The sequence below is a fragment of the Epibacterium sp. HA2-3 genome (assembly GCF_055693725.2).
In genome coordinates this window covers 22,786-35,938 of sequence record NZ_JBVFUL020000004.1, presented here as the reverse complement: position 1 = coordinate 35,938, position 13,153 = coordinate 22,786, and the positions used below count along the sequence as shown (strand labels likewise).

General features: G+C 60.6%; 8 protein-coding genes and 1 pseudogene. 8 read left to right on the top strand and 1 reads right to left on the bottom strand.

Going from position 1 to position 13,153, the window contains the following annotated elements:
• Positions 1-104: 104 nt before the first annotated feature.
• The 4 genes from ACZ1HH_RS19280 to ACZ1HH_RS19265 all read left to right on the top strand — a co-directional run bounded on the left by ACZ1HH_RS19280 (position 105) and on the right by ACZ1HH_RS19265 (position 7,865).
• Positions 105-740, top strand: coding sequence for a hypothetical protein (locus tag ACZ1HH_RS19280; RefSeq protein WP_472635672.1), 636 nt, complete (start codon positions 105-107; stop codon positions 738-740).
• A 480-nt stretch (positions 741-1,220) separates the two neighbouring features.
• On the top strand, positions 1,221-5,612 hold the full coding sequence (locus ACZ1HH_RS19275; protein WP_487320551.1) for a strawberry notch-like NTP hydrolase domain-containing protein: 4,392 nt from the start codon (positions 1,221-1,223) through the stop codon (positions 5,610-5,612).
• Positions 5,609-6,655 carry a DUF7146 domain-containing protein gene (locus tag ACZ1HH_RS19270; protein ID WP_487320550.1) on the top strand — a complete coding sequence of 349 codons (1,047 nt, stop codon included), beginning with the start codon at positions 5,609-5,611 and terminating at the stop codon, positions 6,653-6,655. The genes ACZ1HH_RS19275 and ACZ1HH_RS19270 overlap by 4 nt, the downstream gene beginning before the upstream one ends.
• A 298-nt stretch (positions 6,656-6,953) precedes the next feature.
• Positions 6,954-7,865 carry a DUF2493 domain-containing protein gene (locus tag ACZ1HH_RS19265; protein ID WP_472635674.1) on the top strand — a complete coding sequence of 304 codons (912 nt, stop codon included), beginning with the start codon at positions 6,954-6,956 and terminating at the stop codon, positions 7,863-7,865.
• A gap of 120 nt (positions 7,866-7,985) precedes the next feature.
• Here the strand turns inward: ACZ1HH_RS19265 and ACZ1HH_RS19260 are convergent, their stop codons facing one another.
• Complete coding sequence (locus ACZ1HH_RS19260; RefSeq protein WP_472635675.1) at positions 7,986-8,321, bottom strand: hypothetical protein; 336 nt, start codon at positions 8,319-8,321, stop codon at positions 7,986-7,988.
• A 619-nt stretch (positions 8,322-8,940) separates the two neighbouring features.
• Here ACZ1HH_RS19260 and ACZ1HH_RS19255 point away from each other — a divergent pair.
• The 4 genes and pseudogenes from ACZ1HH_RS19255 to repC form a co-directional block, all read left to right on the top strand.
• Positions 8,941-9,270 (top strand): annotated as a pseudogene (locus tag ACZ1HH_RS19255) (DUF736 domain-containing protein); the annotation flags it as partial.
• 207 nt (positions 9,271-9,477) lie between these two features.
• Positions 9,478-10,662, top strand: coding sequence for a plasmid partitioning protein RepA (gene repA, locus ACZ1HH_RS19250; protein WP_472635676.1), 1,185 nt, complete (start codon positions 9,478-9,480; stop codon positions 10,660-10,662).
• Positions 10,663-10,685: 23 nt separating this feature from the next.
• On the top strand, positions 10,686-11,633 hold the full coding sequence (gene repB, locus ACZ1HH_RS19245; protein WP_472635677.1) for a plasmid partitioning protein RepB: 948 nt from the start codon (positions 10,686-10,688) through the stop codon (positions 11,631-11,633).
• A 241-nt stretch (positions 11,634-11,874) separates the two neighbouring features.
• Positions 11,875-13,146 carry a plasmid replication protein RepC gene (gene repC, locus ACZ1HH_RS19240; protein WP_472635678.1) on the top strand — a complete coding sequence of 424 codons (1,272 nt, stop codon included), beginning with the start codon at positions 11,875-11,877 and terminating at the stop codon, positions 13,144-13,146.
• The last annotated feature ends 7 nt before the right edge of the window (positions 13,147-13,153 follow it).

The window sequence follows — 13,153 nt, the reverse complement described above, 5'->3', positions numbered from 1 at the left end:
GCTCGGCCCAAAAATTCGGCGGCGTTCCAGATCCCATCCACTTCGACCCGCCTGCGCCACAACCGGCTCGGCGGGTCGATTGCGTTTCAAAAAAGGACATCGACATGCACGACCCCATCTGCGAAGAGGCCTACAAGGGCCACATCATCAAGATCCACCACGACCCGGACGCCGAAAGCCCGCGTGAGTGGTCCAACCTCGGCACATTGATCTGCTGGCATCGACGCTATCGGCTGGGTAACAGCCATCAATTCGACAGCCCCGAGGCGTTCCTGCGCGATCTCGTGGATACTTCTGATCAGCGTGATCTCTCGATGGAACAGTTGCGCGACCGTGCGGAGCGCGAGGCGATCCTGCTGCCCGTCTTTCTCTATGATCACTCTGGCCTCGCGATGAACACCATCAGGTTCCACTGTCCGTGGGATTCCGGCCAGGTTGGTTATGTCTATGTGACGCTTGAGGCGGTTCGGGAGGAGTTCGGTGCGAAACGCGTCACCAAAGCGCTGCGCGAAAAGGCTAAAGACATCCTGCGCGGCGAAATTGTCAGCTACGACGCCTATCTTGGCGGCCGGGTCTATGGCTATGTTATCGAGCGGGACGGTGAGGAAATCGACGCCTGCTGGGGGTTCGTCGGTGACTATGAGACCGGCTGTTTGCCCGAAGCGCGGGAGGCGCTGCCCACATCTTCGCCGGGTCAAACACGCGTGTCCGCTGACGCTCAAGCGCAGGCTCTCCCTTAGAGGCTGGGACGGATTGGAAATGACCTCACTTTTGCGCAGAGCCCAAGTGGATCCGCATTGCTGCAATGCAGAATTATCATAGCCCGGCCATTGTGCGGCCGCAGCATAGCCACTATCTTGAAGTTGTGAGCGGTTCTCTCCTCCTCCCTGAACCGATCCGGAATAATCGGCGGCATCCACCTCCTCCCGGATGCCGCCTTTTTCTTTTTCAGAGCTCTTTCTGAAGGTTGTTCACGGTTTGTCGATTGCCGAGGTCGCACATTGCCCAAAATTTGGGCGCACCAATAAAGCTTCAAGATGACAAGGGTTTCCGCGACAGCGCCCACAGACTCATCCGCAGATTCTGGGGATAAGTTTCCGCTATCTGAGCGGAGATCAGCAACCCCATGAAAGAGTGAGAGGCAGGGCGGGAGGGGTGACCCCTCCCGGGTGAGAGAGTGCGCCGGGCTCGGGGCCAACCCTCAACTCCGGAGATTGCCGATGAACGCTCACCCCAATTCCGTCCCTCTTGCGCCCGAGCCCCCTGCCCTGCCGGATGCCTCGCGCTTCGCCCACAACCTGTTGCAGGCTGCAAAAACCCTCGTCCCCGTGTTCGAGGCAGGCAAACCTATCGACGCCGCCGCCCTGCGCGCCGCGATGGAAGATGCCTTTTGCGCCAGCGACACGAGCGGCGCCTGGGTCTGGAAGGATGCCTATGAGGCCGCCGAAGTCGCCCAGATCCTGATGCTCTCGCGCTACGGCGCGCTGATGCAGCGCCAGGCGGTCTCGCCGCAGGCCTTCCTCAACATGATCGAACGTCTCGCCGGTCTGGCACCGTCTCACACGCGGCGCTCGGAAGACAGCGTGCGTTTGCAACAATTCTCAACCCCTCTGCCGCTCGCGGCCATAGTTGCGCAGGCGGCAGGGTTTCGCGGGGACGACCTCGTGCTCGAGCCCTCGGCCGGTACCGGCCTGCTGGCGATCTTCGCCCGGATTGCAGGCGCTCGACTGGCGCTGAATGAACTCGCTGAAACCCGCCGCGCCTTGCTGGGACATCTGTTTTCGGAGGCGGTCCTGTCTGATCACGATGCCGCCTCGATCGACGACCGGCTGGATCGGTCGACCACGCCCTCGGTCATTGTGATGAACCCGCCTTTTTCCGCTGCGAACCATGTCGAGGGTAAGTTCCGGCAGACTACCAGCCAGCACGTTCTGTCCGCCCTGGCACGCCTTTCGCCGAGCGGGCGTCTTGTCGTCATCACTGGCGAGAGCTTCCGACCCTCGACGAAATCCTTCCAGGCGACGTTTCAGCGGATCGCTGCCAGTGCCGATGTGGTGTTTTCCGCCGCCATCGATGGCAAGGTCTTTGCGCGACATGGCACCACGATCGACACGCGGCTGACGGTAATCGACAAGCGTGTGGTCTACGAAAGCGACACCGCATCTGTCGACAACGCGACCACCTACCATCCGATCTGCGCGACAACGGCCGATCTTATCAACGCGGTGCTGATCCACTGCCCGGAGCGCCGCAGCCCCCCACCCTGCCCCACCAACACGGCCTTGTCGGTCCCGTCTCAGCCGACTCGCACGAACCTGCACGCCCTGCGCAATGCCGCCCGCAAGGAAACCCGCGCCCTCGCCGTGGAACGCGCCAAGCACCCGTTCGACGACATCGAAACGGCACCACTCGACTACCTGCCGAAAGCCTGGAGCGAAACCGACGGCGCTTTGCAGGACACGGTCTACGAGGCTTACGACTTGCAGGCGATCCGGATCGACGGCGCGGCGGAACATCCGACGGCTCTGGTTCAATCCGCCGCCATGGCCTCGGTTCCGCCACCTGTCCCGACCTACCGCCCGCTCCTGCCGAAGAGCCTCGTCGCGGACGGCCTTCTCTCCGCGCCGCAGTTTGAAAGTGTCATCTACGCGGGCAATGCCCATGAGACGCATCTCAAGGGTTGGTTCAAGCGCGGTGAGATCGAAGGTCAGCTGATGGCGGCGGCCGAGGGTGACGAGGGTGCCTTCCGCCTGCGCAAGGGTTGGTTCCTCGGCGATGGCACGGGCTGCGGCAAGGGGCGGCAGGTCGCGGGTATTATCCTCGACAATTGGCTGAAGGGGCGCCGCCGCGCGGTCTGGGTCTCCAAGAGCGACAAGCTCATCGAGGATGCGCGGCGCGACTGGATGGCGCTCGGGGGGCGCGAAAGCGATATCGTGCCGCTCTCGAAATTCCGCCAGGGCAGCGACATCCGCCTGCCCGAGGGTATCCTCTTCGTCACCTATGCCACGCTGCGTTCGGCCGAACGCGAGGGGAAAGCCTCCCGCCTTGACCAGGTCACGTCTTGGCTCGGCGACGGATTCGACGGAGTCATTGCTTTCGACGAGAGCCACGCCATGGCGAATGCCGCCGGCGAAAAGTCCGACCGCGGCGACAAGAAGGCGTCCCAGCAAGGCCTCGTGGGCCTCGCGCTGCAGAACGCGGTTCCGGATGCGCGTGTCGTCTATGTCTCGGCCACCGGTGCGACGGTCGTCGGCAATCTCGCCTACGCCTCGCGCCTTGGCCTTTGGGGCACTGGCGATTTCCCCTTCGTGACACGGGCAGAATTCGTTGCCGCGATGGAGGCCGGGGGCATCGCCGCCATGGAAATGATCTCGCGCGATCTGAAGGCGCTTGGGCTCTATCTCGCGCGGTCCCTTTCCTATGCCGGGGTCGAATACGAGATGCTGGTGCATGAGCTGACGCCCGCCCAGGTCGCAATCTATGACAGCTATGCTGATGCCTATCAGATCATCCACAACAACCTTGAGGCCGCGCTTCAGGCTTCGGGTATTTCGTCCGAGACGGGCACGTTAAACCCTCAGGCGAAATCCGCCGCGCGCTCGGCCTTCGAGAGCAACAAGCAGCGTTTCTTCAACCATCTCATCACCGCCATGAAATGCCCTTCGCTGATCCGCGCCATCGAGGCGGATCTGGCGGCGGGGCATTCCGCGGTGATCCAGGTGGTCTCGACCAGCGAGGCGGTGATGGAGCGCCGCCTCGAGGACATTCCTCCTTCGGACTGGGATGATCTGCAGGTCGATTTTACGCCGAGGGAGAACATCATGGACTACCTGATGCACAGCTTCCCGACGCAGCTCTTCGAGCCTTACACTGACGAGAATGGCGATCTGCGCTCGCGCCCCGCCCTCGATGGCGATGGCAATCCGATCATCTGCCGCGAGGCAGAGCGGCGGCGGGACGATCTTGTCGAGCATCTTGGGGCGCTGGCCCCAGTGCAGGGCGCGCTCGACCAGATCCTTTGGCATTTCGGCGGTGAGGCCGTGGCCGAGGTCACGGGGCGCAAACGGCGCATCGTGAAAACCCGCGAAGGGCGGCTTAAGGTCGAGAACCGCCCCGCCTCCTCCAACCTCGGCGAAACCCAGGCCTTCATGGATGATTCCAAGCGCATCTTGATCTTCTCCGATGCAGGAGGCACCGGGCGCAGCTATCACGCCGACTTTGGGGCAAAGAACCAGCGCCTCCGGGTGCATTACCTCCTGGAGCCTGGCTGGAAGGCCGACAATGCCATTCAGGGGCTGGGGCGCACCAACCGCACCAATCAGGCGCAGCCACCGCTCTTTCGACCCGTTGCGACCAATGTGAAGGGTGAGAAGCGGTTTCTCTCCACCATCGCGCGTCGCCTCGACACGCTCGGGGCGATTACCAAGGGACAGCGCGAGACTGGCGGGCAGAACATGTTTCGCGCCGAGGACAACCTCGAGAGCTCCTACGCACGGGCGGCGCTGCGACAGTTCTTCTACAAGCTGCGCGCGGGCAAGATCGAGGCCTGCTCCTATGCGAGGTTCCAGGAGATGACCGGGCTGACGCTCGATGAGGCGGATGGCACGATGAAAGAAAACCTGCCGCCGATCCAGCAGTTCCTGAACCGCTGCCTCGCGCTCCGCATCGACATGCAGGACGCGATTTTCGAGGCCTTCGGCGGGTTTCTTTCGGCGATCATAGAAGATGCGCGCCAGGCAGGCACGCTCGATGTCGGCCTCGAGACCCTGCGCGCGGAAAAATTCGAGATTGTTGATCGCAAGGTGATTTTCGAGCATGAGGCGACGGGGGCGACGGCCACCGCCCTGACCGTCGAGCGCACCGATCGCAACGATCCGCTCACCCTGCCCCGGGTCAAAGCCATCTGCGCCGATACGAAGGGTGCGACGCTCTGTTGGAACAAGACCTCCAAACGCGCGGCGCTGTTGGTGAAGGCGCCGGCTTTCATGGACGAGGACGGTGTGCCGATCCTGCGGGTGAAGCTCCTGCGGCCCATGGCGACCGAGATTCTCGCGCTGACCGAGTTCTCGAAATCGCACTGGGAAGAGATCGATGATGCGATGTTCGAACAGCTCTGGCAGGCCGAGGTCGAGGCGGTACCGGAGTTCACCACCTCTAAGATCACGCTGATCTGCGGGTTGCTCCTGCCGATCTGGGATCGGCTGCCCGCCGACAACATGCGCATCTATCGTCTGCAGACCGAGGATGGAGAACGCGCCATTGGGCGTCTGGTCAGCCAGGAGCAGCTTCTGAACGTCTACGCGCGGCTCGGGCTCGACTGCCAGATCGAGATGACGCCGCAGGAGGTGTTCGGCGCGGTGATGGAGGCGCGAACGACCCTGAGCCTCCTTGGCGGCTACCAGCTGCGCCGGTCGCTGGTCATGGGTCAGCCGAGGCTTGAACTCATCGGCGCGTCGGCTTCGGCCCTGCCCGGTTTGAAAGCGATGGGCTGTTTCACCGAGGTGATCCAGTGGAAGACGCGGGTGTTTATTCCGGTGGACGGCATCGAGGTGCTGGCGCGGGTTCTCGCGGAGTATCCTGTTGGCGCCAGTGCAGCGGATGCCGCAGCATGAGCGCGGGGCGCAGTATCGCGGACCTCTCGACCGATCTTGCAGACCGCGCCGAGAGTTTCTGCCGCCGGTATTTCCCCGAAGGACGCAAACAGGGCAACTATTGGCAGGTCGGCGATACCTCGGGCGCCAAGGGTCAGAGCCTTGCCATCCGGCTGCGGGCGCAAGGTGGTCGTAAAGCCGGGTCCTGGCAGGATTTCGCGACGGGTGAATACGGCGATCTCATCGACCTGCTGCAGGAGCGGCTCGGGTCGGTCACGCTCAAAGAAACGCTGAGGGAGGCCCGGTCCTTTCTGGGCGAAGCCCCCTGCCCTGCCATACCTCGTGAACCCCAAAGCGCTGAGCGCCTGGATGCAGCCTCCAGCAAACGCACCACGCGGGCGCGGAAGCTCTTTGCCGCAGGCAAGCCGGTGCTTGGCACCATGGCCGCCACCTATCTGCAGGGGCGTGGCATCACACGGCTGGGGCCGGCCCTGCGCTATCACCCACGGGTCTTCCTGCGGCACGGCACGGACGACGCCGATCCGCCGCAAAGGGCCCCTGCCCTGCTCGCGAAGATCACCGATAATCGGGGCCAGATCACCGGATGCGCAAGGGTCTATCTCGACCCGTCCACCGGCGGTTTGGCTGCGATCGAGAGCCCGAAACGGATCCTCGGACAGCTGCACGGCCATGCCATCCGCTTCTGGTCCGGCTTACCTCTCTGCGAACTCATCGTCGGCGAAGGGCTCGAGAACACCCTCTCGGTCGGCACGGCTCTCCCTGAGTTCGATCTCGCCTCCTGTCTCACCGCCACCCATCTCGGCCTCTTCATTCCGCCGCCAGGGATCAAGCGCATCTGGATCGCGCGGGACAACGACGACGCTGGACGTAATGCATCAATTATACTTCGTAACAAATTGGAATCGCTTCGAATTACCTGTATCGAACTTGTGCCGGCCATTGGCGATTTCAACGACGATCTGCGGGCATTTGGCAGAGATGCGCTGCGCCGGTCCCTGCTCAAGGCCATGAAAGCACAAGGTCTGGAGATTGAGGACGGGTGACCGCCAACTTCCTCAGCGAAGTTCGAAAGGGCAAAGGTTCCGCGGGTTCGATCTGATCCCGTTTGGATATTGGGAGCGATGGACCGGCGGGTCGGGGCTGAGCGTCCCTCGCCCGGGCAGCAATGCCCCCCAAACCAGAAAATTCCCCTGCCCCTTCGGGTCATTCCTCGCGGGACCAATTTTCCGGCCCGCGGCGCATTCTCCGCTTCGCTCCGATCCTGACGGATGCGACCCGGTCGCCGCCGGTCCTGATATCGCCCCATCCAAATCGGGTCAGATCAAACAGAGGAACCAGACAATGCCCCATCAGACAGACATTCAAGAGGAGACCGGCGTGACCTCCGCCATTCTCGATCATCTCGCACTTCACGGCGCAACGCCCGGTCCCGGCGAGACCGATCATCGCCCCCTGCCCCAGCCCGACGAGGTCGAGCTCGCCATGGCGACGCTCTTTGACACCACCATCTGCCTTCTCACCGGCAGCCAGTTGGAAGACAATCTCGAAGAGATGCTCTGGTCCCTGACCTCGATCTTCCATCGCCGGCTCACCCATATCCAGAAGCTTCTCGATGACAACGAATTCGAGGTCCGGGAAAGTCTGGCCATCCAGGACGGTTCCGAGGTCGCTTCGGTTGAGCTGGAACGCCTTCAGATGATCGGGCTCAAGCTTTGGGACCATCGCGACGCCTTCGAGCAGATGCGCGATCTGGCCGTGGACCACTTCTCGGCCGCCACCGGTTCACCCTGGCTGCCCCGCACCGGATCCAAAGTCTCGCATCGCGGCCTCACCTCCGCCGTGGTGGACAGCCGCGCCTATCTCTCGGCCAAGCGCCGCAAGGAGACCGAGGTGCACTGCCCCGAAGGCACACGGATCGCCTTCTCGGGCGGGGACTATCAGGCCTACGATTTGATCTGGTCCGTACTCGATGCCACCCACACGAAATACCCGGACATGGTGCTCCTGCACGGCGGCACACCCAAAGGCGCCGAGATGATCGCGGCCCGCTGGGCAGATATCCGTGGCGTCACCCAGGTTGTCTTCAGGCCCGACTGGAAAAGCCACGGCAAGGCCGCACCCTTCAAGCGCAACGACAAAATGCTCGAGACCATGCCGCAGGGTCTGATCGCCACCCCCGGTTCGGGCATCACCGAGAACATCGTCGACAAGGCCCGAAAGCTCGGGATCCGCATCAAGAGGATCGGGGCTTAGGCCCCGGTTCTACCATGACATCAGTCAGAGCGCACTGTGCGGTTCGCACTATGAATACACAGAGGTGCGCAGTTCTGCGGGATTTGACCTGTCAGACTGCCGTGGGTGGTATCACCATTTCTAACTGGTGGCTGTGGCGAGACCCTCTGAAGCCTCGTGACGCTCTCGTCGTCCCGCGATCAGCGGGATGTTCGCCGAAAGGCACCGCATGTCGGCCAGGAAACTGACGAGTCCGACGATCGTCTTGAACTCGCGCAATTTGAAGACGCTACGGCTTGTGACAAGCATCTTCGCATCCTGGCCATCCTTCGTCACCGCGTGCACGACCCAGGAGCCATACCAACTGTAATGGCGCTTCTCGGCAGTCTGGTCGCAGATCACCTCGATGAGGTAGCCACTTGAGAGCAGATCGCGCAGGCCATCCTCGGTGACCACATTCGGTGTTGTGCCGTCCAACTGCTTATACTCTTCACTTATGCCGACACCTATCGGGATTGGAGCGGGCCCGAGCTTTTGCCTGATCTTCCGAGTCGCATGCGTCGTTGCTCAGTTTCGCGATGCCATACGGGACATCCTCGAAGGTCGCAACCCGGCCGGGATTAAAGCCGTCGGGGACAGATGCGCGTTTCCTCGCCCTGGCATTTCATCTTCTCCAGCCTGTCAGATCGCTTTCTGCTTTAGGCCCCTCGTGACCCGACCGAGGAACTGAATACGGGCCGGTGTCGCGTTACGACAGGTCGTGGTGTGTATCGAAAGATCAGGCGTGACTGTGCAAGGGACGCCTCGGCGTTCCTGGCTGTCGGCTGTTCACCCACCTTCCTTCGCGGCCACCGCACTTCTCCCGATGTCTGAGTTGCATGACATGCTGGTCGCAGCTGTCGTCCCGTCCACAAAGGTTGTCGCCGATCTTTTTCCCCTGACCCACCAAAGAACAGGGGTGGGCCATTCCTCGCGAGGCAAAAAGACCAGCGCCCGCCCCTCTCCGCCCCTCTCCGCTGCGCTTCGCCTTCGGTGTGGCCGTGCTTTGGCCAGCTGCAAGGTGACCATCATTGCAACGCAAACAAGGATAAGAGCAATGACCACGAACTGCATCAAATTCACCAGTGCCGACTTTGATACCGCCAAGGGCGTCGGCTCCATCTCGACTCTGACCTTCGACCTCGACATCACGGTCGAACCCGTCGCGAGCGCGAACCCGATGGCCCCCACGCACCGCGTCCTCGGTCGCTCCCCGCGCGGCAAGCTTGTCGAGTGCGGTGGCATCTGGAAGAAGCAGAACAAGGAGACCGGTGCCGACTACTACACGCTGACCATCCGCGACCACGGCTTCAATGCCAACCTCGGCAAGGCCGCGAACCAGGACGATCTGTCCCTGCAGGCCGTCATCCCCTGGGGGCTTAAAGACGTCACGCAAACGAAGGTTGGACGGAGGTTCGCCTCTGCCCGACCGTTTACAGCTGTAAACTCTAGAGCAAGCCGATCCGCGCATGTAGTCTCTTCGTGCTTCAATAGACACTATATAGAGGAAAAATCTTGACTTAGCGCCGTGAATCACGGCTCTTATCCCCAAGTGGCGCGGAAAAGGCCACATTTTCGATTTTGGGGCAACTAGATGATTCCTGTAACACCATTGGCAAATGAGAAGCCTTCAGCGCTCGCGACAGATATTTCTGAGCGGTTGAATGCTGCAATCCAGGAGCATCTTCTTTCAGCTTTTGCCCCAGATAGCACCAAAACGCTACGGTCTTTTTCCGCACCTGAGGCGGCAGAACTTCTCGGGGTCTCTGGTCAGTTCATGCGAAAGCTGCACTCAGAAGGAACGATCTCGGAGCCCGCGGATATTCGTGGAGGGCGGCGATTTTACACGGCGCAAGAGATATGGGATGCACGCGAGATCCTAGAGAAGTTTTCACGCAAGAAAGGGCGCTATTTGCCTCGCCGGTCTGGAGACGAGAAACTGCAAGTTTGGCAGTTGATGAACTTCAAAGGCGGGTCGAGCAAAAGCACCACGAGTATCCATCTTGCGCATTATTTCGCGCTGCGCGGATATCGAGTGTTGGTCGTTGACCTTGATCCTCAGGGATCACTTACGTCCATGTGCGGCATCAGCCCGGAAATCGAGTTTGATGGACTGACTGTCTATGACGCGATCCGCTATGACGATCCGGTCAGCATGGCCGATGTCGTTGTTCCCACTTACTTCCCGGGGCTTTCGATTGCGCCGTCGCGCCTTATGCTGTCTGAGTTCGAGACTGAATCTGCAGTCCATTCGAACCCCGATCAGCCGTTCTTTACGCGGATCCGAAATGCTTTGTCCCAAGTCGAGGATGATTTCGACCTTGTCTTGATGGACAGTCCGCCCCAGTTGGGCTTCTTGACCATCGCTGGAATGGCCGCAGCAAGTTCTCTGATTGTACCACTAACGCCTTCGATGTTGGACGTTTCGTCGACCGCTCAGTTCCTCGAACTCGCCGGGGCCTACATGGGGGTGATCGAGGATGCTGGCGCGACGCTGCAGTATGATCACTTCAAGTTCCTGATCACTCGGGATGAGCCAACGGATGTTCCCTCACAGCAGCTGACCTCGTTTATGCGTGCGCTATTCCAAGACCGCGTCATGTCTGCGACCGCTCTCAAAAGCACAGCAATCAGTGATGCGACCATGCTCAAGCAGTCCATCTATGAGGTTGTACGCTCGGAAATGACCCGCGCGACCTACGATCGCGCGAAAGGCTCGATGGATGCTGTAGGGCAGGAAGTGGAAGTCATGATCCACCAATCATGGGGGCGTAAATAATGGCTAGGAAATCCCTTCGAGATATGTCGGGTATCGCGAACACCATCGCGCGTTCCAGCAGCACTGCGACTGAGAGGCCCCCCAAGACAAGTGCACCTGCGCTAGGAGCTCTTCAGGGGTCACTTGCGTCTATCCGCGAGATCGATCCTGGTCTGATCGATGATTGGGGACCCAAGGATCGACTGGATGAGTTTACAACTGTAAACGCCGAAGATGACGGTGAGAGTTTTGAGGCGCTCAAGAACAGCATCCGCGAAGGCGGTCAACAAGTGCCAATCCTCGTTCGGCGCTCCAAAGCTGCCGAGGGGCGCTTCGAAGCGATCTATGGTCGCCGCAGATTGAAAGCTTGCCGGGAGCTCGGCATTAAGGTCCGTGCAAACGTTCAGGATGTCGATGACGCTACGGCCTTGTTGGCCAAAGGGTTGGAAAATGCGGCGCGTCGCAACCTATCGTTCTATGAAAAGGCGCGCTTTGCTGAAGCTATCCAAGCTGCGGGTCACGAAAGCGCGACAGTGCGCAAGGTTCTGAATCTTTCCGCATCAGGCCATTCGCACCTGACGAAGGTGACGCAGAATGTCCCGTCCAGAGTAGGAGACCTGATTGGCTCGGCACCCAAGTCCGGTCGTCCGAGGTGGACGGACTTGGCCGAGCTATTCCTCGAACGGAAGCTTACTGAGAAAGTCGCGCTCGATCTGCTCACACAGATCAGCGCTTCGTTAACGTCTGACGAGCGGTTGGAAGCGCTGATTAAGGAAACAAACAAGCGTGGAACGAAAGTGTCCAGCGGTCCTCGTGAGATTACGCCGATGGACGGCGTTGTCATCAAAGCAGGCCGAGGCAGTCTGTCCCTGTCAGTGAAGAAGTCAGGCACAAGTGCCGAATTCGCAAACTGGCTTGAGAGCAATCTCGAGGACATCATCAAGAGATCCTACGCCGAATTTACTGATGTAAACTCGGAGGATGACAAGTGAGGACGAGCAGAAAGGAGGAAAGGTAAACAAAGAAAACCCCCGAAACCGAAGCTTCGAGGGCTGCTGCGCTGAGCGCAATTCTTAGATTAGACACCTAGAATCTAGCAGTCAGCGAATCGCCACACAAGAGAAAACGCTTCTGAGCGAACGGGATTTCTTTGTCTGCTGACAAAACATGGAAAAATTCAGTGATGCTCCGTCTGGAGCGACTGAGGCATGCCTGCCTCAGCACGAGAGAGATATGCCCATCGCATGGCAGCCTTCAGGCTGGCGTAAAGCTTCCGCGGGTCTCGCTGCCGCAGAGCAGCTTGCCCAAGCCGGTGAACAATTGGCTGTACCCAAAACACGGGCATTCGTCGCCGTGAAGCGGGTCGGTGCATATATTGGCCTCAAAGCCGGCGACATGCTGCTCCTCGACACACTCGGAGCCTTCACGCAGGCCCAGGACTGGGAGGAGGGGCAACGCCCGATCGTCTGGGCGTCCAACGCCTATCTGATGGAGCAGACGGGCTTCTCGCTCTCTGCACTCAAGCGCCATGCGCGCCGCCTGGCCGAGATCGGTGTGATCTCTTTCAAGGATAGCCCAAACGGCAAGCGGTGGGGCCACAGGGACACAGACGGCCGCATCATCGAGGCCTACGGCTTCGATCTGTCGCCACTGTCGGCCCGTGTTGAGGAGTTCGAGCAGCTCCATGCCGAATTGCAAGCCGAGCGTGAGCTCTGCCAACGCCTGAAGCGTCAGATCACGGTTGCGCGCCGGATGATCCGCGCCCGGATCGAAGCGGCGTCTCACGCGGCGCTGAGAGGGCCCTGGGAGCATCTTTCAGGGCTGTTCGAGGATCTCCTGGATCGTCTTCCGCGCCGGAACACGGCCTCTGAGACTTTGTCGCGGCTCCTGATCTGGTTCAAAGAGCTTCAGGAGCGCGTCGAGGCGACCTATCTCAAAGCAGTTCGGGCGGATGACGTTGTGGAAAACACGGCTGAAGCCACTGAACAAGCCAGTGAAAAGACTCACGAAATGGACCCCAGGGAGGTCAATTCTGAACCTCATATACTAATTACAACCCAACTTAATCCTGTAACCTGTAATCGCTCAGAAACTGAGCAAGCGGCGGGCGTGGTGTCCAATGCACCACCCGAAGATTGGGTTGCCGAAACCCGCGAGAAACGGGGAGCTGCGCTTGATTTGCCAACGGTGATGCAGGCTTGTCCGGAATTTGCGTCCTGGGCGCGCAACATGGGCGGGTATTTGAAGGATTGGGGCGATCTGCACCGGGTTGCCGGGCAGCTAAGGCCGATGATCGGCGTCTCGGAACATGCCTGGAACCTCGCACAGGACCGCCTCGGGCCTCAAATCGCGACGGCGGCGTTGGTTCTGACCTTCGATAAGCACTGTGCAGGCGAGGTGGCGTCTCCGGGTGGCTACTTGCGGGGCATTGTCCAGAAGGCCGGGGCAGGGGAGTTGCATCTCGAGCGCAGCTTCTACGGCAGGCTCAGCGGACAAGCTGCATGATGGAGCA

What these genes read in the sequence shown, in the direction of transcription:
- repB (WP_472635677.1), top strand. Translation starts at nt 10,686, where the DNA reads ATGTCGGGTATCGCGAACACCATCGCGCGTTCCAGCAGCACTGCGACT.
- ACZ1HH_RS19265 (WP_472635674.1), top strand. Translation starts at nt 6,954, where the DNA reads ATGCCCCATCAGACAGACATTCAAGAGGAGACCGGCGTGACCTCCGCC.
- repA (WP_472635676.1), top strand. Translation starts at nt 9,478, where the DNA reads ATGATTCCTGTAACACCATTGGCAAATGAGAAGCCTTCAGCGCTCGCG.
- ACZ1HH_RS19275 (WP_487320551.1), top strand. Translation starts at nt 1,221, where the DNA reads ATGAACGCTCACCCCAATTCCGTCCCTCTTGCGCCCGAGCCCCCTGCC.
- ACZ1HH_RS19280 (WP_472635672.1), top strand. Translation starts at nt 105, where the DNA reads ATGCACGACCCCATCTGCGAAGAGGCCTACAAGGGCCACATCATCAAG.
- repC (WP_472635678.1), top strand. Translation starts at nt 11,875, where the DNA reads ATGCCCATCGCATGGCAGCCTTCAGGCTGGCGTAAAGCTTCCGCGGGT.
- ACZ1HH_RS19270 (WP_487320550.1), top strand. Translation starts at nt 5,609, where the DNA reads ATGAGCGCGGGGCGCAGTATCGCGGACCTCTCGACCGATCTTGCAGAC.